This is a genomic window from Mycolicibacterium moriokaense (assembly GCF_010726085.1).
GTDB classification, from domain to species: domain Bacteria; phylum Actinomycetota; class Actinomycetes; order Mycobacteriales; family Mycobacteriaceae; genus Mycobacterium; species Mycobacterium moriokaense.
The window spans coordinates 444,893-467,736 of the sequence record NZ_AP022560.1 but is presented as its reverse complement, the minus strand read 5'-3'; the positions used below and the strand labels follow the sequence as shown (position 1 = coordinate 467,736).

Sequence of the window (22,844 nt, the reverse complement as noted above, 5' to 3'; positions counted from 1 at the left end):
GCAGCGGTTTCCTGGTGTCTCAACACGTCTTCGACCGATGCGTCGTGACGACCGTAAACGGCTGTCGCTGAACCACCGTAGAGCTTTCGGCCCCAAGTTGAAAGCTAATCGATCACGCCGACATTCGGGTGGTCGAGCGGGCTCGGCGAGCACGTTTTTGGGTGTTCCCCAGCGGGCTTCTTCGAAGAAGTTTCTAGGGAGATATACGAGCAACAGTATTAGGGCCTGTGGAGACTGTGGATGAATCGGTGTCTTCCCTGGATGCCGACTGTACGGCCCTGTGTAGTTCCTGTGGATGGAGTCGGGGTAGTCATCGGGCTGCTGTGGAGATGCCGGCGGTTGTGAAACAAGCGGCGAGTCATTCGACGGTTGATCCCAAGTTGTCCACATGAATGTGCACAAGGGCGACGTGTGACAACTGATGCCGGCGGGACGCAAGTTTTTTGAAGATTTTTTCGTGCAGCGTGATTTCTGGGCGCGGTTGGCCTTGTTTCGGCGCCGCGGAACGGGTTTGGGGGCGTGGACGGACGAAGCTCAGCGCTTGGCGCGCTGCCGGATTCGCGTCGTGAGTTCCTTGACGTGATCGAAGACCTCGCGGCGTTCAGCCATCTCGCCGCGGATCTTCTTCTCGGCATACATGACCGTGGTGTGGTCGCGACCGAATGCCTGGCCGATCTTGGGCAACGACAGATCGGTGAGTTCGCGGCACAGGTACATCGCGATTTGGCGGGACTGTGCGAGGGCGCGTGTCTTACCGGGGCCCCGCAGTTCCTCGACGGTGGTCTCGAAGTACTCGGCCGTCGCCGCCATGATCGCCGCGGTGCTGATCTGCATGGTGGTCGCGTCGGAGATGAGATCGCGCAGCACGATCTCGGCGAGCGACTTGTCGATCGACGTCTTGTTCAGCGAGGCGAACGCGGTCACACGAATCAGTGCGCCCTCGAGTTCGCGGATGTTGCGTTCGATGCTGCTCGCGATGAGTTCGAGAACGTCACCGGGCACATCGAGGCGATCCATCTGCGCCTTCTTGCGCAGGATAGCGATGCGGGTCTCGAGCTCGGGCGGCTGAACATCGGTGATCAGACCCCACTCGAATCGAGTGCGAAGCCGGTCCTCGAGTGTCGCCAGCTGTTTCGGTGGCCGGTCCGAGGAGATGACGATCTGCTTGTTCGCGTTGTGCAGCGTGTTGAAGGTATGGAAGAACTCCTCCTGGATACCTTCCTTGCCCTCGATGAACTGGATGTCATCGACCAGCAGAACGTCGATGTCGCGGTAACTGCGCTTGAACGACGCCTTGCGGTCATCGCGCAGGGAGTTGATGAAGTCGTTCGTGAATTCCTCGGTGGAGACGTACTTGACCCGCATCCCGGGGAAGAGGCGCTGGGCGTAGTTGCCTGCCGCGTGAAGCAGGTGAGTCTTACCGAGGCCGGATTCACCCCAGATGAAGAGCGGGTTGTAAGCCCGGGCAGGCGCCTCGGCGATCGCGAGCGACGCGGCGTGCGCGAACCGGTTGGAGGCACCGATGACGAAGGTGTCGAAGGTGTACCTGCGATTCAGGTTGACTGCGGTCGACTCGTCGGCGACATCGCTCTGCGCGCGGCGGGAGAAGTAGGTGGGCCAACTCTCCTCCGCGCTGGCGAGCGCGGCCTGGTCCTCGTCGATGTCGTCGTCGATGTCGTCGGCCTCGGCGACTGTCGGGGCAGCGCCGTATCCGTTGAGTCCCCCGTCGTCGGGTTCGTTGGTTTCGGGTGCGGCGATACGAACGCCGAGTTCCACGCGCTGACCGAGCTGACGGCTGAGCGCGTTGATGATCGGCTCACGCAGGTGGCGTTCGATCTCGTTCTGGACGAACGGGGTGGGAACGGACAACAGGGCAAAGCCCTCCGTGATGACCAGAGGTTTGACCAGCTTCAGCCACGCCCTTTGCTGCGGCGTGAGCACCGTGCCGGCGTCACCGTTCGCCACTCCGACCGCTTCGATGTCACCGTTGAGTTCGGCTACGACCGTGTTCCAGATGGCTACGAAAGGTGGATCGGGGTCAGCTGTCAATGACGCGTACCCCCTTGCCGGCCATTTCAGGGAAGGCCAAAGTGACGATGACGAACTGTCCACATAGTTATCCACAGGTTGTGGAGATCTGACAGTCGTCGTCGTTCGGTTGTCTACGGGCTGAGATTCCGCTGGCCGGGGCTCGTCACAGGGGGTGCTGCCGGTCTGTGGGCTCGCGACTTGGTGGGCATCTCCGCTTCGTTGTCTGTCGCCGTTTCGTTATCGAAACGACATTGGCAGAAGCTAACAGTTTTCTTCGCGAGTGCCAACCGTTCTGCAACATTGATCTAAGGGTTACTTTGGCCCCGCCAAAACACGGTGGCAGCTGTGGCGAATGTGACGATCCGGGGGTCGGTTGAGGCGGGCCTGATCGCGGTTTGACCTAGGGAAATCTCGTCAGTACCCTCGAACAGTCGCCCGAACGTGGCGGCACGGCTGCGACCCACGGATTTTGTGGGGACCGCGCCGGCTAAGCAAGACGGACGAGCTTACCAACGGCAACCGCGTCCCACCGGCATGACTGTGCACTGGTGTGGGCCGTGGGTGCCAGACGGAAACGAGGAGAGACAGCCGTGGCCAAGGGCAAGCGGACTTTTCAGCCGAACAACCGGCGCCGCGCGCGTGTGCACGGATTCCGGCTGCGGATGCGGACCCGGGCAGGCCGGGCGATCGTGTCGAGCCGGCGTTCCAAGGGTCGCCGCAAGCTGACTGCGTGATCCCACACAGGGTCTAGCAGTGCTTCCGGCGCGGTACCGGATGACGCGGTCGTCCGAGTTCGGTGCCACGGTCAGCCAAGGGGTGCGCACGGTGCAGCCCGATCTCGTCGTGCACACATTGCGCAACGCGGCGGACGACGAAGGCCCGCGGATCGGACTCGTCGTCTCCAAATCCGTTGGGAGCGCGGTACAACGGCACCGCGTGGCCCGACGGCTGCGCCACGTCGCGCGTACGGTCATCGACGAACTTCAGCCGACGGACCGGGTGGTCATTCGGGCGTTGCCGGGCAGCCGGTACGCCATCTCGGCACGACTCGAACAAGAGTTGCGGACCGCGTTGCGCCGCACGCTGGTGAAGGCGGGTTCCTCGGGAGCGCCACGGTGAGGCGGTCGATCGGGTCGTCCGCTGCTCGAGCGCTGATCTATGTCATTCAGCTGTACCGGCACATGATTTCTCCACTGCGGCCGGCGACGTGTCGTTTCATGCCGACCTGTAGCCAGTACGCGGTCGACGCGTTGACGGAGTACGGCGTCGTGAAGGGTGGATGGCTGGCGATGGTGCGGCTGCTGAAATGCGGGCCGTGGCATAGGGGAGGATGGGACCCGATACCGGAGCGCCGCGGCGGTTCACATGAATCGTGCGGTGACGCAGACGAGCACCGGGTAGGTCCGGATGCAGCCGACGATGTGCCGGGTACCCGGACATCGCGAGCAGAGAGCGAGACGCGTGTTTAATTGGTTCAGCCTGGACATCATCTACTACCCGGTGTCGGCGATCATGTGGGTTTGGTACAAGGCCTTCAGCTTTGTGCTCGGCCCGACCAACTTCTTCGCCTGGGCGCTGGCGGTGATGTTCCTCGTCTTCACCTTGCGCGCGATTCTCTACAAGCCGTTCGTCAAGCAGATCCGCACCACGCGGCAGATGCAGGAGCTGCAGCCACAGATCAAGGCGCTGCAGAAGAAGTACGGCAAGGACCGCCAGCGGATGGCGATGGAAATGCAGAAGCTGCAGCGCGAGCACGGGTTCAACCCGATCCTCGGCTGCCTGCCGATGCTGGCGCAGGTGCCGGTCTTCCTTGGCCTCTATCACGTGCTGATGTCCTTCAACCGGACCCAGACCGGCATCGGGCGCCTGGGGCTGTCGGTGGCGGAGAACCGGTCGCTCGGGAACTACGTGTTCAGCGCCGAGGACGTCGGCCACTTCCTGGACGCGAACCTGTTCGGCGCGCCGCTGGGCGCGACGATGATCCAGCAGCACGGCCTCGAGGCGTTCACGGAATTCAACCGGTGGGCGGTCGTCGGCGTCGGGGTGCCGCTGATGCTCCTGGCGGGCATCGCCACATACTTCAACAGCCGGGCGTCGGTCGCGCGGCAGAGCCCGGAAGCGGCGGCGAACCCGCAGACGGCGATGATGAACAAGCTTGCGCTGTACGTCTTCCCGCTCGGCGTGGTCGTCGGCGGGCCATTCCTTCCGCTGGCCATCATCATCTACTGGCTGTCCAACAACGTCTGGACCTTCGGACAGCAGCACTACGTGTTCGGGATGATCGCGAAGGAAGAAGAGGCGAAGAAGCTCGAGGCGAAGGAACGTCGCGCCCAGAACGCGCCGCCGCCCGGGGCGAAGCCGAAGAAGCAACCGAAGGCGGCCGCGGAGCCGACAGAGATCACGACGAGCGACGGCGCCGACGTCGAGGCATCGTCGTCGGATAACGGATCGACCCCCGCCAAGGCGACCGGGGGGAGCCCGGGCAAGACGGCGTCGGGTACCGGCAGCCGAAGCCCGCGGCCGGGTGCGACGCCGCGGCCGGGCGCACGGCCCAAGAAACGGAAACGTTGACCGGCCCTCAGTAGGCACCGCGGCGTAGACGTCCGCGGCCGAAGGGCGACAGGACAACCCGAAGACGACCGGTGTGACACCGGAGGACAGGGAGAGACACATAAATGACTGACGCTGAAACGACCGAACGCAGCGAGGAATTGGTAGAGGCCGCCGAAGAGAGGGTCGAAGAGGGGGCCGAAGAGAACACCGCCGCCGCATCGGGGGGGGACGATCTGGAAGAGCGGTTGGTGGCCGAGGGCGAGATCGCCGGTGACTACCTCGAGGAGTTGCTCGATCTCCTGGATTTCGACGGCGACATCGATCTGGACGTCGAAGGCGACCGTGCGGTCGTCAGCATCGACGGCGGCGCCGACCTCAACAAGTTGGTCGGCCGCAAGGGCGAGACGCTCGACGCCCTGCAGGAGTTGACGCGGTTGGCGGTCCACCAGAAGACCGGCGAGCGCAGTCGTCTGATGCTCGACATTGCACGCTGGCGCCGCCGTCGCCGCGACGAGTTGGCCGCGCTGGGTGACAAGGTCGCGCGGCGGGTCCTGGCCACGGGCGAGCGCGAAGAGCTGCCCCCGATGACCCCGTTCGAGCGCAAGATCGTGCACGACGCGGTCGCGGCAGTGGATGGTGTGCACAGCGAGAGCGAGGGCGTCGAGCCGTCGCGCCGCGTTGTCGTCCTGATCGACTGAGCGCGCCAGAGTTACATCCGTGTAGTTCGGGTGTAGTTCGACGCGACGGTCCCGCGAAGATCCGGAGGATGTTTCACGTGAAACATGACGAGGTGTCGACGGCGCCGAAAGCCGCAGACATCTTGTTCGGATCCGCCCTGCCGACTGCGCGGCGCTACGCCGAGATCCTTGCCGGCGCCGGAGTGGAGCGGGGGCTGATCGGTCCCAGGGAGGTCGACCGGTTGTGGGATCGCCACCTATTGAATAGCGCTGCGATCGCCGAACTGGTCCCGGCCGACGCCCGGGTTGCCGACATCGGTAGTGGCGCCGGGCTGCCCGGGATACCGTTGGCGTTGGCGCGCCCGGACCTCCGGGTGACGCTGATCGAACCCCTGCTGCGCCGCAGCGATTTTCTGCACGAGGTCATCGACGAGCTCGAGATCGACGTGACGGTCGTGCGCGGCAGGGCGGAGGAACGGACGGTGCGGCAACAGGTGGGGGAGATGGACGCGGTGGTCTCGAGGGCGGTCGCGTCCCTGGACAAGATCACGAAGTGGAGCCTGCCGCTGTTGCGACCGGGTGGCGAGATGTTGGCCATCAAGGGGGAGCGTGCGGAAGAAGAAGCCCGCGAGCATCGGCGTGTAATGACGTCGCTCGGGGCTGTCGATGTGAGGGTGAGGAAATGCTGCGCGGATTTCTTGGATCCACCCGCGACCGTCGTCGCGGCGCGTCGGCGGAGTCCGGACGAGCATCGGCCGACGGCCGGGACGCGGCGATGAGTCGCGCGCCGGAACCGGCCGATCCGGGAGCGGTGCGTGGCGATGTTTCACGTGAAACAACTGCGCCGAATGTTTCACGTGAAACGTGGGACGGCGGCGTCCCCTCGGTGGAGGTGCCCGCCGAGGTGTGGCCCGAGGCACCCGCCGTCGACACCCCCATCGGCGCGGAAGCGGAGCGCGCGGTCCGACTGCTGCACGCCGCGTCCAAGAGCGGGCTGCCGCGCCCGGAGAAGCAACGCGTCTTCACGATCGCCAATCAGAAGGGCGGCGTGGGCAAGACGACGACCGCGGTCAACATCGCGGCCGCCCTGGCGCTGCAGGGGTTGCAGGTTCTGGTGATCGATCTGGATCCGCAGGGCAACGCCAGCACCGCACTCGGTGTCGAGCATCGGGAGGGGACACCTTCTTCCTATGAGGTGTTGATCGGGGAGATCCCGCTCGAGACGGCGATGCAGCGCAGCCCGCACAGCGAGCGCCTCTACTGCGTGCCGGCGACCATCGACCTGGCCGGCGCGGAGATCGAGTTGGTCAGCATGGTGGCGCGGGAAGGCCGTCTGCGGACCGCCCTCGCCGGGCTGAAGAATCACGACTTCGACTACGTGTTCATCGACTGCCCGCCGTCGCTGGGACTGCTCACGATCAACGCGCTCGTGGCGGCGCCGGAGGTGCTGATCCCGATCCAGTGCGAGTACTACGCCCTCGAAGGCGTCGGCCAGTTGCTCCGCAATATCGAGATGGTCAAGGCGCACCTCAATCCGGAGCTCAACGTCTCGACCGTGATCCTCACGATGTACGACGGGCGCACGAAGCTCGCCGATCAGGTGGCCGATGATGTGCGCGCCCACTTCGGCGACAAGGTGTTGCGCACCGTGATCCCGCGCAGCGTCAAGGTGTCCGAGGCGCCCGGCTACGGCATGACGATCCTCGACTACGACCCCGGTTCGCGGGGTGCGATGAGCTATTTGGACGCCAGCCGCGAGATCGCGGAGCGGCGATGAGCAGTGGGTGTATGAGCGCCGGATCTAAATGAGGAGAGCGTAATGACTCAGCCCAAGAACAAGCGCAGCGGTCTCGGCCGGGGCCTGGCGTCGCTCATTCCCACCGGACCCTCCGACGGCGAGCAGTCGTCGCTCGGCCGGATGGGTGACGCGGCCGCCGACGTCGTGATCGGTGGACCGGTCAATGTGTCGGGCGCCGTCTACCGCGAAATCGATCCGGCCGCGATCGACCCCAACCCGAAGCAGCCGCGCCAGGTCTTCGACGAAGAGGCACTCGCAGAACTCGTGCACTCCATCAAGGAGTTCGGGCTGATGCAGCCGATCGTCGTGCGCGCTGTCCCCGGCGAGTCGACGCAGCGGTATCAGCTCGTGATGGGGGAGCGGCGGTGGCGGGCCGCACAGCAGGCCGGGCTGGCGACCATCCCGGCGATCGTCCGTGAGACCGGCGACGACAACATGCTGCGCGACGCGCTGCTCGAGAACATCCATCGTGTGCAGCTGAACCCGTTGGAAGAGGCCGCTGCCTACCAACAGCTGCTCGACGAGTTCGGGGTCACCCACGATGAACTGGCCGCCCGCATCGGACGGTCGCGACCGCTCATCACGAACATGATCCGCTTGCTCAGGCTGCCGATCGCCGTACAGCGGCGGGTGGCCGCCGGCGTGCTGTCCGCCGGCCATGCCCGCGCGCTGCTCTCCCTCGAGGGCGGTCCGGAGAAGCAGGAGGAGCTCGCCGCGCGCATCGTGGCCGAGGGTCTGTCGGTGCGCGCCACCGAGGAGGCCGTCACGTTGGCAAACCGTGCCGAAACGGCGACCCCCTCGGCGCCGCGGCGCAAGCCGATCCAGATGCCTGGACTCCAGGATGTTGCTGAGCGGCTGTCGACGGCATTCGACACCCGCGTCACCGTCGCCCTCGGCAAACGCAAGGGCAAGATCGTGGTCGAGTTCGGGTCGGTGGACGACCTACAGCGCATTGTCGAGCTGATGAGCCCGTCCGAGCGCTGACCGTCCACCCGCGGTAATTACGTCACTGTGACACATACCCTGGAGAGGGGGCCCGTGGAGGTCGGCTCTGCACGGAAACACCGTGCGCACCAACGACTTTCGGCATCACCGTCGTTCGGGAAGGATGACGACGGCGATTTTGGGCCATCTGCGCCGCGCCCTTCTATCCTGGAGTGGCAGCCGTGCGCAAAAGCACCGTGCGGAACCCGGAGAAGCTAGTGCCGTCACGTATCACGCCCCTGCGGCTCGAAGCGTTCGAGCAGCTGCCCAAGCACGCCCGCCGATGCGTGTTCTGGGAGGTGGATCCGTCGACCCTGCCGTCCACCCAATCGAGCGGCAGCCAGCTGTGGGACCCCGAATTCGAGAAGGAAGCCTGGCTGTCGATGGTCATGCTCGAATGGGGTGCCTGCGGTCAGATGGCGGTGCAGTGCCCCGAGTCGATGGATGACGACCCCGCGCTGACGGGAGACGAGCCGTGCCTGGGCTACGCGTTCTATGCGCCGCCGCGCGCGGTCCCGCGGGCCCGGCTTTTCCCGTCGGGTCCGGTTAGCGCCGACGCGGTGCTGCTCACCACGCTGGGGGTGGAGCCGTGCGATGACGCCGACGGGTTACCGCGCAGCCTGATCTCAGCCGTCGTGGGTGACCTCGTGCGCCGTGGCGTGCGCGCCCTCGAGGCATTCGGCCATACCGCGGACGTGGCCGAGCTGTCCGACCCGAAGGTCGTCTCGCCGGTGTTGCGCCCGATCGTCGAGGTGCTCGGGGACTGCTCGGTCGATCAGTGCGTGCTGAGCGCCGACCTGTTGCAGGACTCCGGGTTCGTGGTGGTCTCGCCGCACCCGTATTTCCCGCGGCTACGGCTGGAATTGGAGCAGGGACTGGGCTGGAAGGCCGATGTCGAGGCGGCGCTGGAACGCCTGCTCGAAAGTGCACAGCTGCAGCAGCCGGTGGGTGCGGGCGCCAACCCCTGCTAGGAAACGGCCGGTTCAGCTGGGGCTGACGCGCCCGGCCTGCTCGACGGAAAGTTCGTGCGCCAGGAGTTCGGCGAAAGTGAATGTGCCCGTGGGCCGGTCGTTCTTGCCGAGCAGATACAGCCGCTTGACGGCGGCCAGAATGCCTTCGGCGATCGAGTCGCGGGTCTGGCTGGCCACCAACAGCGAGCGGTCACGGGGGTTCGTGATGTATCCGACGTCGACCTGCACCGTGGGCATGCGGGTGAGCCGCAGCAGATCCCACGTCCGCCCATGCGTGCGACAGTCGCGTAATCCAGTGCGCGCCACCACTTCTCGTTGAATGAAGTCGGCGAGGTTGCGTCCGATGGTTGACACCGAGCCGTGCGAGTTGCCGAAGTGGAATGAGGCGACGCCGTTGGCGGCGGGGCTGGGCTGCGTCGCGCAGCGCAGGCTGATCATCAGGTCGGCACCCACCGAGTTGGCGGTTGCGGCGCGCGCGGCGTCCGACGGTGAGCGGTTCGCCGGCCGCGACAGGAACGTCTCCATACCGATGGCCGTCATCCGGCCCTCGAGCCGACTTGCCAAGTCCCACAAGATGTCTGCTTCGCTGATCGGGCCGTCGGGGCTCTGCATGATCAGACCGTGGTCGTCACCGCCGCGGCCCGGATCGATGATGATCCGCTTACCCGACAGCCGCGGTCCGGAGCTGCGCACCAGCTCCTCCTCACGAATGGCGTGCGGCGACCCACCGGTGACGCGCGAACCCAGAAAGTACAAGGAGCGCAACGTTTCCGGGCCGCAGATGCCGTCCGGATACAGCCCGTACTCCCGCTGATAAGACATCAGCGCGTTGTGGGTGTGCAGGCCGAAGTGTCCGTCGACCATGTCGGTGTAGAAGCCGAGATCCTGCAGGCGGGCCTGCAGTGTGGCCACGTCGTCGCCGAACATCGGCGCGCCGAACTGATGATGGAGGGTGCGCGCGCCGAGACGGTAAGACGCCTCTTTCAGCGCGCGGTAGGTGGCTTCGCCGACGATTCCGTCGACCAGCAGCCCGCGATGCTGCTGAAATGCGCGCACCGCACGATCCAGCTCCTCGTCGAACACGTCGAGCGCGACGTGCTTGCCGGTCGTGATGTCGTCGTCCGGGTTGTCGACCATGCCCAAGGACGTCAGAGCAGCCCGGATCTCGGTGACCGCGCTCCCGCGGTCACCGCGACGCAGACTCGACATAGGCGGCCTTTCGGTCACGGATGCCGGCGGTCGCAGGGCGCCGACAAGGCGTAGCAGAGCTAGACACCATTGTCTCAGACGCGTCTGGGATTCGAGAAAACGCCAGGCGGGTTTCCGACCGGCCTAATTCCGGCGTTACACCACGTCAGCGAGTTCGCGCAGCAAAGCGGCCTTGCCTTTTGCACCGACGATGCGCTTCACCGGGGCACCGTCCTTGAACAGGATCATCGTGGGAATCGACACCACCTGGAAGTCGCGGGCGGTCGCCGGGTTCTCGTCGACGTCGATTTTGGCAATGGTCAGCAGACCCGCCTTCTCGCCGGCGATCTCCTCGAGAACGGGGGCGACCATCTTGCACGGGCCGCACCAGGTGGCCCAGAAGTCCACCAGCACGGGGGTGCTGCTCGACAGCACGTCGCTGGAGAACGAATCGTCGGTGACGGTGACCGTCGCTGAGGTTCCAGTCATGGCTCTAACTCCTATCGGACAGGGGTGGAAGTCTCTTCATCGCTTGGGGCAGAACCGATTTCGGCCAACCAGCGTTCGGCATCGATCGACGCGGAACAGCCGGTGCCCGCCGCGGTGATGGCTTGCCGGTAGATGTGGTCGACGAGGTCGCCCGCCGCGAAGACGCCCTCGACGGAGGTGGCGGTGCTGTGGTGGCCGACCTTCACATAGCCGTCCTCGTCGAGCTCGACCTGGCCGCGGACCAGCTCCGAGCGGGGATCGTGGCCGATGGCGACGAACACGCCGGTCACGTCGAGCTTGGACTCCTCGCCGGTGACGGTGTTGCGCAGCCGCACGCCGCTGACCTTGGGGTCGCCCTCGATGGCCGTGACCTGCGTATTGAGCAGGAAGGTGATCTTCTCGTTGGCCCGGGCGCGCTCCAGCATGATGCGCGACGCCCGGAACTCCTCGCGCCGGTGCACGACCGTCACGCTGCGGGCGAAGCGGGTCAGGAAGATGGCTTCCTCCATCGCGGAGTCGCCGCCGCCGACCACGACGATGTCCTCGTCGCGGAAGAAGAAGCCGTCGCAGGTGGCGCAGGTGCTGACACCCATGCCGATCAGGGCTTCTTCACCGGGCACACCGAGGTGCCGGGCGGCTGCGCCCATCGCGAGGATGACGGCGCGGGCCTGATACGTCTCGTCACCCACGGTGACCTTCTTGATCGGGCCGGTCAGGTCGACTGCGTCGACATCCTCCATCCGCAGGTCGGCGCCGAACCGCAGCGCCTGCTCGCGCATCTGGTCCATCAGTTCGGGACCCGTGATGCCGTCGCGGAAGCCCGGGTAGTTCTCCACCTCGGTGGTGGTCATCAGCGCGCCACCGAACTGAACGCCCTCGAACACCAGCGGCGTCAGCTGGGCGCGCGCCGCGTAGATCGCCGCGGTGTAACCCGCTGGTCCGGATCCGATGATGATCAGGTCATGAACCGTGGGGGAGGAGGTCATGAGCGCTCTGCGCCTTTCTGCCGATTTTGGTCGGCACGGGTGTAACACCAGCCTAAGCCGGGGTGTTCCCGCCAGGCCTGATGGACAGATTACGTGCGCGTGACGACCGCCTCGGCCAACAGGCCGGTGTGGGCGCCATTGCATTCCGCTTCCACGACTACGGCCACCACCGTCTCGGTCTCGGGGCCGTCGGGGGGAAGCAGCATCAGCACCGCGGACTTGCCGCGCATGTCGAGGGGCCGGGCGCCCAGCACCTGCGTGCCCGGCGCGTAGCCGAGGCCGCCGAGGCAGGACTCGCGGCGCGCGCGGTCGGTGAGCGGGCCGAAGTCGGGGGGTTGTGCCAGCAGCCCGACGATCTCCGGATCCGGCAGGGGGATGGTGGTGGCGGGCCGGCTGACCGTGATCTGCGAGGCCGTCGGACCTGCCGGATATCTGGGGGCGGGATCGCGGGTCAGCATCGAGGTGCCCACGATGACCGCTGCGAGAGCGGCGCCGACGCCGACGACCAGCCCGAGACGGTGTAGCCGCGGCAGTGGCGGCCGGCGCAGCGCGTGAGCCGCCGGGTCCGATTCGGCCCGCAGCGCGCCGACCACCCGCGCGGTGACGTCCGGTACCGCGGGCGCGGAGGCGCGGTCCGATGCCAGCTCGGCAAGGTCGCGCCGGACGCGCTCGACCACGGCAGGGTCGAGGTCGTCCCCGGTGCCGTTCTCCATCGCCGCTCCCGCCGGTTGCCCTGACGTCAGCCAGTCTCCATCACGGGGGATTAGACGGTGGCGACACCTGTGCGGTTCCCCCGTCTGCCAACGCGAAGTACTGCAGCGTCTCGGCGAGCTTGCGGCGGGCGCGGGAGCAGCGGCTCTTCACGGTTCCCTCGGCGACGCCGAGCATGCGCGCCGTCTCGAGCACCGAGTAGCCCTGCATGTCGACGGCGACCACGGCGGCGCGCTGCTCGACGGGCAGGCGCATCAGGGCACGTTCGACCACGATCGCGGTGTCCACATGCGGCATCGGGTCCCCGCTGTGGCAGCTGTCGTCCAGCAGCTCGGTGGTGGGCCGGGATTTGTTGCGACGCAGCCGGTCCAGGCAGGCGTTGACGACGATGCGATAGAGCCAGCTGCTGACGGCGGCGTCGTTGCGGAACGCGGGAGCGGTGCGGTGCGCCGACAGCATCGCGTCCTGCAGCGCGTCGGCTGCGTCGTCGGGGTTGCGGCTGGTGAGCAGGGCGAGCCGGTACAGCTGCCGGTCGTGCCGCCGGAACAGTTCTTCGAAGGCGTACCGCTCACCGGCGACGTGCGCGGCGAGCAACTCCGCATCGGTTCGATCGCCTGCGCCGTCTGCCGAGATCTCCCCGAACGTCCCCACAGCCGAACACTAAACGGCGCGGCAGGACCCCTCCGACACATCTTTGCCGGGCTGGGGATAGCTTCGGCTACCCGGCGGCCCTGACGGTGATTTCGGCGATGTCCGAGCGGTTCTTGCCGTCGACGGTGCCGAGGGTGGACACCCACACCAGCAGGTAGGAGGTGGGCTCGTCGCTGTCGACCTTGATGGTGTTCTTGCCCGGCTGCAAGGGGGTGGCCGACTTCAACAGGGTGGTGTCCGACAGCGAGGCGGGTGACTGCGACTTCGCCGACCGGATCTCCACCGCGGTGCCGGTGCTGTTGAGGTCCACGGTGACCTCGCCGATCTTGGTCGGCTTCGGCAGCGCCAGGATCAGGCCGACACCGTTCTTGAAGTTCGGGAACGGCACCGGATCGCTGTAGGTGTCGATCGGCCACACGGTCGTCGGGTTGGCGTCGATGGCCAACTTCGCCTCGTTGGGCGCATCGGCCTCGCCCTCGGGCGAAAAGACCGTTGCCGAAGTGGGTTTCACGATCTGGCCGGCATTGTCACTGGACCCCTCCGCCGACGTGGTTGGGGCGTTGAGGCCGAGTTCGTCGCCGCCAAGACCGTCGCCGACGTCGCCGAAGATCCGACTGAGGATGGTGCCCAGCAGCACCAGCGCCAGGATGATGACCGCGGCCCCGATGCCGAGCCCGATGAACAGCGCCTTGCGACGTCGGGCCAGGGCTTCCGGATCGTCGTCGGCGGGACGGTCACGGAACCGAGATGGAGCCGGCGCCTCGGGTTCGTCGACGGGGGAGATGAGCTCGGTGCGGTCGGCGATCGCGGTGGCCTGCTGCAACAGGTTCAGAAGTGTCGGCGCGCTGCGGATGCCGCCGCCCTCCTGCACCGCGCGGGCGGCCGCCGCGGAGATCTGGAACGGGATCTGACGGTCGACGGAACGCGGCTCGACGGGCTGGCCTGCCGGATCGAGTTCGGCGGGCGCCAACCCGCTGCGCACGCCGGATTCCGGCAGCGGCCACCTGTTGATGAGGAGTGCGTACAGCGCGGCGCCGATGCCGCGGATGTCGTCCTCCGGGGTGGCCTCCGGCAGCGTCGCCGGGAACGCCAACGCGACGTCGCCCTCGATGCTCACCCGCACCCGGCTGGGGTGATCGATCGAGAGCGCGACACCATTGCGGTGTGCGGCCTCCGCGGCGGCGGCCAGCGACTGGATGGCCCGCGCGCCGCCGACCGGTGACGGCGAGGTGTCGGCGACCTCGGCGAGGGAACCACCGCGGATCCACTCGGACACCACCAGCCCACCCGATCCGGTGTTGACGACGTCGAGGACGCGGGCGACACCGGGCATGTCGAGCCGGCTCAGCTTGAGCGTGCGCGACAGGATCGCCTGCACCTTCTCGTCGGGCAGCGTCGCTTCGGGATCGACGAACGTCAACGCCACCTGGCGGTCGAGCGCGGTGTCGAGCGCCTGCCAGAACTGCAGGTTCGACGGGCCACCGTGGAACACCAGCAGCCGGTACCGGCCGCCGGCGATGACGGCGCCCGGAATGAGGTGGACGTCCTCGTCGGACGTCGCGGCCTCGATTGGTGGTTCGCGGGGCACGTCGAACGGCAGCGATTCGCGGGTCGGGTCCCCGCCGTAGTCGGACGGCGGCCGCCCGGACGTCGGCGTCGGGGTGCCGTTGGGCCCTTCGGTCGAGATCCGCGACGTCTCGGTGAGGTCGGCCGGCTCCTGCACGTCGGGCTGGAAGCTGTCCGCCGAGGCCGACGGTGCGTCCGTCCGCTGCGACAGCGGGATCTTGGCGGTGGTGGTGTGGTCCGGACCCGGCGTCGCGCTGGCGGATTCGTCGCTCACCGCTGGTCCTTTCCGTATCCGGTCCCCGGCGACCGGCGCCGGGGGTCCGCGCCGCACGACCGGCGGGCCCGGCCGACGCCCTGGCACGGACGAATTCCTTTGATGAGCGTACGTGAGGGGCCTGCCCGTTGGGGGCTGGTCCGACGGCGTTGTCGGTGGTGAGGGCACCCTTTGTCCCTTGCCCAGGCGACGGCGGACGGCGGCGAGCGCGGCCTGCGCCTCGGGCACCTTCGCGCCGAGCAGGACCCCGACGATGATCGGCACCATGATCAGTCCGAGCACCAACAGGCGAAGCAACGACCCGCCGCCGCCGAAGTTGGTCGTCAGCGACTCCACGCCGAGCAACCTGTCCACGACGTGGGCGACGAGTCCGGCGATCAACGATGCGCAGATGGTGACGAGGATGGTGCGCACCACCTCCAGGTTGAGCAGTCGTCCGGCCGGCGGGTTGAGGTTCGCGCGCAACAGGTAGTAGCCGACGATCGCCCCGGCGAGGAAACCCAGGCCGTTGGCCGTGCCGAGATAGCCGGCGACCAGGTCGGGATCGTCGGTGAGGTGTGGCGCCGCGATGGAGGCCGCGATCTTGACGGTGGTGATCACCACGATCAGCGCGATCGGCGTCCAAGGCTGTTCGCGGGCGTAAAACACCCGAAGTTGAAGCAGCACAAGGGCATACGGAATCAACGTGAACGCCGACAGCGTGATCGCCATACCGAGATACCCGGCGTCCACGTCGCCGAAGTTCCCGTAGGCGAACAGCGCGCTGCCGATGGCGGGACCACCGACGGTCATCATCGCCACGATAGGGATGAGGGTCACCATGGTCAGCCGGGTGGCCAGTGACAGGTCGGCGAGCACCGCGGGGTTGTCGTTGGCGGCGGCGTTGCGGCTGAGCCGCGGCATCACCACGGTCAACACCGTCACGCCGATCATGCCGAAGGGCAGCATCAGCACGAGCCAGGTGTAGTTGTAGATCGCCGGACCGGAAGCCGCTGCACCGCTGGCGATTCGGTTACCGATGATCAGGCCGACCTGACTGATCAGCACGTAGAGCACCATCGCCGAGGCCATCGTGCCGAACTGCTTCAGGCGGTCGTCGATACCCCACAGGGGGCGCAGGCTGACCCGTTCGCGCCGCAAGGCAATGAGCAGGACGACGACCTGCGTCACGGTGCCCATCGTCATACCGATGCCGAGGACGAGCAGCTTCGCGTTGCCCATCCGCACGGGGTCCACCGAAAGTTCGCCGGGAACAACGAGATAGAGGAGCAGCGTCAGAATGGCGACGACGTTGTTGCACACCGGCGCCCACGCGGGTGGCCCGAACACGTTGCGGGTGTTCAGGATTGCCATGAACACCGACGACAGCCCGTAGAACAACACCTGCGGTAACAGCAGATAGGCGAATGCCGTGGTGAGATCGCGGTTCACCTGCGGGTCGCCGCCGAGCATCAGCCCGACCAGCAGCGGCGCCGACGCCACCGCCAGCGCGGTGGTGATCAGAAGCAGCGTGGTCGCGAGAGTGACCAGGCGGCGCACGAATGCCGTTCCGCCGTCGGGGTCGTCGCGTTCGGCGCGGGCGAGCACCGGCACGAAGATCGCGGTGAACGTCGCCTCCAGGACGAGCGCGGCGATCAGGTTGGGGAGTTGATAGGCCACCGAGAACGCACTGGACAGCGCGGCGCCCAGGATGGTCGCGATCAGCACGATTCGGGCGAACCCGGTCAGCCGGCTGATCAGCGTCGCGAACGCCATCCCCCAGGAGCGGGACACCACGGCCGCGTCCGACAGTTCGGGGCGTCCGGCGCGACGGCGCGGCGCAGGCCCGCGAGGCAGCCGCGGCGGCGGCGCGGATTGTCGGGGTGGCGGCAGCGGGCCGCCGAGATCGACGCGCACGGGGGGTGTTCCGGGGCGGGCGCGGCGCCCAGCGGTGCTCATTTCTCGCCCGGACCGGTATCGGGGGTCCGGGTGAGCGGAGCGCCGCTGGTGTCCTCGTCGAAGCGCAACGCTACCTCGAGCGGATCCGGCCGGTCGAGGTCCGCGCGGTCGGGCTGGCCCCGGAACCGATGCCAGAGCCGACGGCCGACCAGCAGCGCCAGGATCGCACCGCCGGTCAGGGTGATGAAGAAAAGCACCTTGCCGTAGGCGTTGGAGTGCACCGACAACCGCACGGGCTCGCCGAGCGGCAACCCGTTCTCGGTGCGTAGTGCGACGTCGACGGCGACGCGCTGGGTGAAGTGCACCTCGATCGGCACCCGCAGCGGCAGGAAGCCGGGCGGCAGTTCGATGACACCCATGTCCGTGACCGACATGCCGGGGGGAGCGTCGACGTCCAGCCGCACCCGGATCGGCACCGGCAGGTCGTTGCGCAGTGCGAGTGGCAGCGGGCTGCGTTCGGTCGCCAGCGTGTAGGAGCCGCCGGGGTTGACGATGGTGACGGCGTTGAAGAGATCGTCGACCGTGCGGCCGACCGTCGTAAGCCGTTGCTGTGCAAGGCCGTTGCGGGCATCCGGTGGTACGGACTGGCTCAAGGCGCGCAGCGCATCCTCTCGCAGCGGCGCGGTGTAGCCGTATCCGGTGAGGCCGGTGCGCGCGTCGGTGGTCAACGCGACGGTCAGGCCCCACAGCCGGCCCGTCACCGCGGCGATACCGGAGACGACGGCGTCGTCGAAGCGCCCGCGTGGATCACCCAGGTTGTTCTCGGGCAGCGGCGCAACACGTTGTGGCGGAACCGCATTGCCGTCGGCGATCACCTCGGTGAGCGGCCGCGGCCGTGCCATTCCGGCGTTGATCATGGTGGCCGTCGCGGTGAGCACCGCCTGCGCATCGGCCGGCTGCGCACTCCACGTCAACGGCGGCATGAGGATCTCGGTGCGGGGCTCGATGGCGGGTCGCAGCGCCCGCCACATCAGCGCGCCGATGGCGTCCTGCCTGCGCGCCACCTCCGACGCGTGCTGCAGCGGCACGTTCAGGGACGGGTCCAGGTACGACGGCGACACCGGGTCGGTGCCCACTCCGGCCAGCGCCGCCCCCACCGCAGGGTCGAACGGCGCCGCGACGACGTCGGGCGTGTAGCGCACCGGCCGCAGGTCCGCGGGTCCCTGCGTCGCGCCGGACCCGTCGGACTCGGAGTCCGCCGTCACCTCGGCGGCGCCGATCGCGACCGTCTGCCCTTGTTGGGACAGCAGCTGCACCGCCGACCCGGTCAGGGGGCCGTCGCCGATCAGGTTGACGCCGCGCACCGATGCGACGCCGAGGATTTGGTCGACGATGTCGCCGGCGCCCTTGACGGCGATGCCGGACAGACCGGGGTCACCGACGCGGTGCAACGCATCGAGGTCGGCCTGGGCGTAGGTGGTCGACACCACGCACATCTGCTTGGCGAGCGCCCTCAGGCGATTGAGCCACGCCACCGCGGCGTCCTGTCCGGCGCCGGGGTGCGTCGGCGTGCCCGGCCCGGCGTCGGGTCCGTCGTTGACGACGTAGCCGCCCGTCATCGCGTTGACGGTGACGAGCAGGTCGGGGTCGACGGCTAGACACGTCGCCTCTCGGACGTGCCCGTCGGGATCGACCTGCGGGCCCGTCGCGAACTCGACGGCCGACAACAGGCTGTCCAGCCGTCCGCCCGCGGCCAGGGAGGTCGCGAGGTCGTCGTCGATGAGCCGGACGGGTGTGGTGCCGCCCGGTGCCCCTGCGGCCAGCCGCGGCTTGTCGGCGATCGGCCACACGACGGTCAGGCCGACCGGTTTGGACGTGTCCGGCGGGACGACCGCCGTCACGGCGTCGCTCTCGTCGGAGTCCGGATCGGGCGGGACGCCGAGCACCGGCAGCAGGAAGCGGGCGTCGTCGAGACGGGCCGGTTCGCCGTAGTCGGGAGTGCCATTGACGTTGACCATCAACGGGTAGACGCCGGGTTCCTCGATGCCCAGCGACGGGTCCCGCTCGGAGCGCATCGGGTAGGACAGCACGAACGGCACAGCGTCGCCGCGCTCCAATTCCGGTGCGAGAGTGATGAATTGGGCGACGGGTTCGAACTGGTCGACGTTGCCCGTGAGGTTGGTCCGCAGCCCTGCCGACGACGTCACAGCACCGGTGTCCTCGAGGCGCACCATGACGTCGCGGACGGGCCGGTCACCGACGTTCTGCACGGTGCCGGCGACGGTGACGATCGGGTCGCTGGTCGTGGTGACGACATCGGGGGTGATCCGATCGATGTGCACCGTCAGAAACGGGGTGACGCCCGGCTGCCCGGCGGCTGTGCGCGGGTTCGCCAATGGAAGCGTGAACAGCGCCGACATCCCGATCACGAGAATCAGGCGCGCGACTGCCGCAGCAGACAGGCGCGACCCCGCGGTGATCACGGCCCTTGGCCGCAGCCGTTCGTCCGCCGAGTTGTCTTTTCATCGGGACGACGGTTGCGGGTGTGCGAGTGCGTCTGGGCCCGCCGCCGTGGCGAGGTCCGGGGGAGCGGCGGTAATGCAGCGGGCCCGTCCGCGTGCAGTTTGTCGATCAGCTCACCGGCGACCTCGGCGAGCCGCCGTTCGTCGGCATAGGCCAACCGCGAGGGCAGCTCCTTCAGCGGCACCCAGGCGACCTCGCTGACCTCGAGGTCCTCGTCGGAGAGCTCACCGTCGAGGAAGCGCATCAGGTAATGGTGCACGGTCTTGTGCACGCGCCGCCCCTCGGTGACGAACCAGTAGTCGATGCTGCCTAGTGCGGCGAGCACGGCGCCCTGGATGCCGGTTTCCTCGGCGACCTCGCGGATCGCGGTCTGTTCTGCAGTTTCACCGAGCTCGATATGGCCCTTGGGCAGCGACCAGAGCATGCGGCCGCGGCGGTCGGTGCGGCCGATCAGCGCCGCCACCTGGTTGTCTTTGGGCCCGTCGATCCCGTCGATGACCAGGCCTCCGGCCGACGTCTCGTGCACGGTGCGAAGGCGGTCCGGTGGGCGACGCGGGCGGGTCTTCTGGGGTTTGGGGCGCGGAGTGGGCTGGTCCGACGCGTTGGGGACGGCGGCGTTGTTGTGGGCGTTCGGGGTGGCGCCGGACTGTGGGGCACCGCCGTCCGGGGGACCTGCCGCGCGTCGGCCGCGACGACGCCCGCGGCGCCGTCGGGGCTTGGCCTGTTCGCCGTCCGACACCCAAGCGATAGTAGCTGCCACGAAGTTTCGTTCCCGCCGCACTCACCGGTCGTGATGGAGCCGTTGCACATTAGGCTGTCCGAACGTGGCCGGATCCGCTGCTGACGCAGAACTGCTTGCCGCGGCGCAGGTGGCGCTGAATCGGCACGGCGACGTTCTGCGCGATGTGGGACGGGTGTTCGCTGATGCGGGCCACGAACTGTTCCTCGTCGGCGGCAGCGTGCGCGACGCCCTGCTGGGCCGGCTGGGCGCCGACCTCGACTTCACCACCGACGCACGCCCCGAGCAGATGCAGAAGTTTCTGAGCGGATGGGCCGAGGCGCTGTGGGACATGGGCATCGAGTTCGGGACGGTCGGTGTCGGCAAGTCCGGTCACCGGTTGGAGATCACGACGTTCCGCGCCGACACATACGACCAGGTGTCGCGCAATCCGGAGGTGCGGTTCGGCGATCGCCTTGACGACGATCTGGTGCGCCGAGATTTCACCTCGAACGCGATGGCGGTGCGCATCACCGCCGATGGACCGGGTGAGTTCCACGATCCGCTCGGCGGGTTGGCGGCGGTGCGCGCCAAGACACTGGACACTCCCGCCGCGCCGGAGACGTCGTTCGGCGACGATCCGCTGCGGATGTTGCGGGCGGCGCGGTTCGTCTCGCAGCTGGGCTTCACCGTGGCGCCGCGAGTGGTGGCGGCTCTGGTCGAGATGGCGCCGCAGCTGGAGCGGATATCCAAGGAACGGGTGGCCGCAGAGTTGGACAAGCTGCTGCTCGGAGCGGATCCGGTCGCGGGCATCGACCTGATGGTGCAGACCGGCCTCGGCGATGTCGTGCTGCCGGAGGTGGGCGCCATGCGGATGGCCATCGACGAGCACCATCAGCACAAGGACGTCTACTGGCATTCGTTGACGGTGCTGCGCCAGGCGATCGACCTCGAGGATGAGGGCCCGGATCTGGTGCTGCGGTGGGCGGCGCTGCTGCACGACATCGGCAAGCCCGCGACCCGTAAGCACGAGCCCGACGGCGGCGTCAGCTTCCACCACCACGAGGTCGTCGGCGCGAAGATGGTGCGCAAGCGGATGCGCGCGCTGAAGTACTCCAAGCAGATGATCGACGACGTCTCGCAGCTGGTGTACCTGCACCTGCGGTTCCACGGTTACGGCGACGGCCGGTGGACGGATTCGGCCGTGCGCCGCTACGTCACCGACGCCGGCCCGCTGCTGCCGAAGCTGCACAAGCTGGTGCGCGCCGACTGCACGACCCGCAACAAGCGCCGCGCCGCCCGCCTGCAGGCCGCCTACGACGACCTCGAGCACCGCATCGCCGAACTGGCCGCCAAGGAGGATCTGGCGCGTGTGCGGCCAGATCTGGACGGCAACGAGATCATGAAGATCCTCGGCATTCCGGCCGGACCTCAGGTCGGTGAGGCGTGGCGGTATTTGAAGGAACTGCGCCTCGACCGCGGTCCGCTGTCGCACGACGAGGCCGTCGACGAGTTGAAGAAGTGGTGGAACGCGCGGGGTGAGCGCAGCGTCTGAACGGGCATGGAGTACTGCCTCGGGGACGGCGACGGTTCGGCTTCGATGTGGACGGCGGCGCCCGATCTCGACTTGAACGGCGACGGCGCGTTCGAGGCGGCCGGTCTGGATTTCGACCATGACGGCCTGCTCGACGACGCGATGGCCGACCTGGACGCCGACGGCGTCGCCGACCACCTCGTCCGCGACTTCGCCCTCGGTACCGGCGCGGCGTACTTCACCGATGACGGCACCGGCACGTGGGCGGTGTGCCTGGACCGGGCGGGTCTGCTGCGATGGTTCGGCCTCGACGGCGTCGAACACAGCGGTGGGGTGGTGGTGGACGTCGACGCGGACGGCCAGGCCGACGACCGGCTTCTCGATGTCGACGCCGACGGGCTGGCCGATCGCGCGGTGAGCGGGGAGGAGGCCTACGTCGACACTGACGCCGACGGTCGGTGGGACATCAAGTTGAGCGACCGCGACGCCGACGGCAAGGCGGACGGCGCCGACGAGTTGTGACGCTCAAGCTGACCGGCCCGCGCCCGGCGGACCGGCGAACGCCTGCGCGATGCCGAGCCACCGCTCGGCGTCCTCGCCGATGGCCGTCACGTCCAGCTTCGAGAGCGGCCTGCGTTGGGTGACCAGCATGCAGAAGTCCAGCGCCGACCCGGTGACCCGTTGCGCCGCATCCTCCGGGCCCCAGGACCACGTCGACCCGTCGGGTGCGCGTAACTGGACGAGGAACGGATCCGCCGGTGGCGCAAGGCCGTTGACGTTGAAGGCGAAGTCTCGCGTGCGCACCCCGATGTGTGCGATCGACCGCAGCCGCGATGTGGCGGGCCGCTCGACGCCGAGCGCGTCCGCCACGTCGAGGCCGTGCGCCCACGTCTCCATCAGGCGAGCGGTGGCCATGGACGCGGCGCTCATCGGCGGACCGAACCACGGCAGCTTGCGGCCGTCGGCCACCGTCAGAAGCTCGTCATGCAGCCGGTTGCGGGTACTGCGCCAGTCGGCGAGCAGTTCGGCGGGCGGGAGCGCGGCGAGTTCTTCGGCACCCGCGTCGACGAAGCCGTTGGGATCCTTGGCAGCCTCTTCGAGCAGCGCCGCGAACGCGGATTCGTCGGTGACCGCCGTCAGCGCCACGCGGTCGGTCCACAACAGGTGCGCGATCTGATGGGCGATCGTCCATCCCGGTGACGGCGTCTGCTCGGCCCAGCGTTCGGCGGGAAGATCGGCCACCAGCGCGTCGAGTTCATCGCTTTCAGCCCGCAGATCGGCGACCATCGGCTCTGCACCAGCCATGCCGGTC

At 67.8% G+C, this 22,844-nt stretch carries 21 protein-coding genes; 11 read left to right on the top strand and 10 right to left on the bottom strand.

Features of this window, described 5'->3' with window-relative positions:
* Nucleotides 1-534 precede the first annotated feature (534 nt).
* Nucleotides 535-2,049 carry a chromosomal replication initiator protein DnaA gene (gene dnaA, locus G6N43_RS02165; RefSeq protein WP_083151609.1) on the bottom strand — a complete coding sequence of 505 codons (1,515 nt, stop codon included), beginning with the start codon at nt 2,047-2,049 and terminating at the stop codon, nt 535-537.
* Between the two features lie 572 nt (nt 2,050-2,621).
* Here dnaA and rpmH point away from each other — a divergent pair.
* The 9 genes from rpmH (at nt 2,622) to G6N43_RS02120 (ending at nt 9,014) form a co-directional block, all read left to right on the top strand.
* Nucleotides 2,622-2,765, top strand: a complete 144-nt coding sequence (gene rpmH / locus G6N43_RS02160; protein WP_083151611.1) for a 50S ribosomal protein L34 — start codon at nt 2,622-2,624, stop codon at nt 2,763-2,765.
* Between the two features lie 19 nt (nt 2,766-2,784).
* Nucleotides 2,785-3,150, top strand: a complete 366-nt coding sequence (gene rnpA / locus G6N43_RS02155) for a ribonuclease P protein component (protein WP_083151613.1) — start codon at nt 2,785-2,787, stop codon at nt 3,148-3,150.
* Nucleotides 3,147-3,500 (top strand): membrane protein insertion efficiency factor YidD, encoded by a 354-nt coding sequence (yidD, locus tag G6N43_RS02150; RefSeq protein WP_083151616.1) that lies wholly within the window; start codon nt 3,147-3,149, stop codon nt 3,498-3,500. The genes rnpA and yidD overlap by 4 nt, the downstream gene beginning before the upstream one ends.
* Complete coding sequence (yidC, locus tag G6N43_RS02145) at nt 3,493-4,602, top strand: membrane protein insertase YidC (protein WP_083151619.1); 1,110 nt, start codon at nt 3,493-3,495, stop codon at nt 4,600-4,602. The genes yidD and yidC overlap by 8 nt, the downstream gene beginning before the upstream one ends.
* Before the next feature lie 104 nt (nt 4,603-4,706).
* The gene (locus G6N43_RS02140; RefSeq protein WP_083151622.1) at nt 4,707-5,282 is read left to right on the top strand and encodes a Jag family protein; all 576 of its coding nucleotides are present in this window, start codon (nt 4,707-4,709) and stop codon (nt 5,280-5,282) included.
* A 68-nt stretch (nt 5,283-5,350) separates the two neighbouring features.
* Entirely contained in the window at nt 5,351-6,040 is a 690-nt protein-coding gene (gene rsmG, locus G6N43_RS02135) for a 16S rRNA (guanine(527)-N(7))-methyltransferase RsmG (RefSeq protein WP_083151625.1), read from the top strand.
* The gene (locus G6N43_RS02130; protein WP_083151628.1) at nt 6,037-7,038 is read left to right on the top strand and encodes a ParA family protein; all 1,002 of its coding nucleotides are present in this window, start codon (nt 6,037-6,039) and stop codon (nt 7,036-7,038) included. The genes rsmG and G6N43_RS02130 overlap by 4 nt, the downstream gene beginning before the upstream one ends.
* Nucleotides 7,039-7,080: 42 nt before the next feature.
* A complete protein-coding gene (locus G6N43_RS02125; protein WP_083151630.1) occupies nt 7,081-8,043 on the top strand; it encodes a ParB/RepB/Spo0J family partition protein in 963 nt (320 codons plus the stop codon).
* Nucleotides 8,044-8,261: 218 nt separating this feature from the next.
* Nucleotides 8,262-9,014 carry an acetyltransferase gene (locus tag G6N43_RS02120; protein WP_083152002.1) on the top strand — a complete coding sequence of 251 codons (753 nt, stop codon included), beginning with the start codon at nt 8,262-8,264 and terminating at the stop codon, nt 9,012-9,014.
* Between the two features lie 12 nt (nt 9,015-9,026).
* Here the strand turns inward: G6N43_RS02120 and G6N43_RS02115 are convergent, their stop codons facing one another.
* The 8 genes from G6N43_RS02115 to G6N43_RS02080 all read right to left on the bottom strand — a co-directional run bounded on the left by G6N43_RS02115 (nt 9,027) and on the right by G6N43_RS02080 (nt 20,019).
* Nucleotides 9,027-10,223 (bottom strand): N-acetylmuramoyl-L-alanine amidase, encoded by a 1,197-nt coding sequence (locus G6N43_RS02115; protein ID WP_083151632.1) that lies wholly within the window; start codon nt 10,221-10,223, stop codon nt 9,027-9,029.
* Nucleotides 10,224-10,358: 135 nt separating this feature from the next.
* The gene (trxA, locus tag G6N43_RS02110) at nt 10,359-10,691 is read right to left on the bottom strand and encodes a thioredoxin (RefSeq protein WP_083151634.1); all 333 of its coding nucleotides are present in this window, start codon (nt 10,689-10,691) and stop codon (nt 10,359-10,361) included.
* Nucleotides 10,692-10,702: 11 nt separating this feature from the next.
* The gene (gene trxB / locus G6N43_RS02105) at nt 10,703-11,677 is read right to left on the bottom strand and encodes a thioredoxin-disulfide reductase (RefSeq protein ID WP_083151636.1); all 975 of its coding nucleotides are present in this window, start codon (nt 11,675-11,677) and stop codon (nt 10,703-10,705) included.
* 89 nt (nt 11,678-11,766) lie between these two features.
* A complete protein-coding gene (locus G6N43_RS02100; RefSeq protein WP_083151638.1) occupies nt 11,767-12,390 on the bottom strand; it encodes an RsmA family anti-sigma factor in 624 nt (207 codons plus the stop codon).
* A 40-nt stretch (nt 12,391-12,430) separates the two neighbouring features.
* Nucleotides 12,431-13,039 (bottom strand): RNA polymerase sigma factor SigM, encoded by a 609-nt coding sequence (gene sigM / locus G6N43_RS02095; protein ID WP_083151640.1) that lies wholly within the window; start codon nt 13,037-13,039, stop codon nt 12,431-12,433.
* Between the two features lie 67 nt (nt 13,040-13,106).
* Entirely contained in the window at nt 13,107-16,817 is a 3,711-nt protein-coding gene (murJ, locus tag G6N43_RS02090) for a murein biosynthesis integral membrane protein MurJ (protein ID WP_083151643.1), read from the bottom strand.
* The gene (locus G6N43_RS02085) at nt 16,814-19,177 is read right to left on the bottom strand and encodes a DUF6049 family protein (RefSeq protein ID WP_110810387.1); all 2,364 of its coding nucleotides are present in this window, start codon (nt 19,175-19,177) and stop codon (nt 16,814-16,816) included. The genes murJ and G6N43_RS02085 overlap by 4 nt, the downstream gene beginning before the upstream one ends.
* 59 nt (nt 19,178-19,236) lie before the next feature.
* A complete protein-coding gene (locus G6N43_RS02080; RefSeq protein ID WP_083151645.1) occupies nt 19,237-20,019 on the bottom strand; it encodes an NUDIX hydrolase in 783 nt (260 codons plus the stop codon).
* An 85-nt stretch (nt 20,020-20,104) separates the two neighbouring features.
* Between G6N43_RS02080 and G6N43_RS02075 the strand changes: the two genes are divergently transcribed.
* Nucleotides 20,105-21,553: a CCA tRNA nucleotidyltransferase gene (locus tag G6N43_RS02075; protein WP_083151648.1), complete on the top strand. Its 1,449-nt coding sequence runs from the start codon at nt 20,105-20,107 to the stop codon at nt 21,551-21,553.
* Nucleotides 21,554-21,559: 6 nt separating this feature from the next.
* Nucleotides 21,560-22,054, top strand: a complete 495-nt coding sequence (locus tag G6N43_RS02070; RefSeq protein WP_083151651.1) for a pullulanase — start codon at nt 21,560-21,562, stop codon at nt 22,052-22,054.
* Nucleotides 22,055-22,057: 3 nt separating this feature from the next.
* Here G6N43_RS02070 and G6N43_RS02065 read toward each other — a convergent pair whose 3' ends face one another.
* Nucleotides 22,058-22,837 carry a TIGR03084 family metal-binding protein gene (locus G6N43_RS02065; protein ID WP_083152006.1) on the bottom strand — a complete coding sequence of 260 codons (780 nt, stop codon included), beginning with the start codon at nt 22,835-22,837 and terminating at the stop codon, nt 22,058-22,060.
* Nucleotides 22,838-22,844 lie beyond the last annotated feature (7 nt).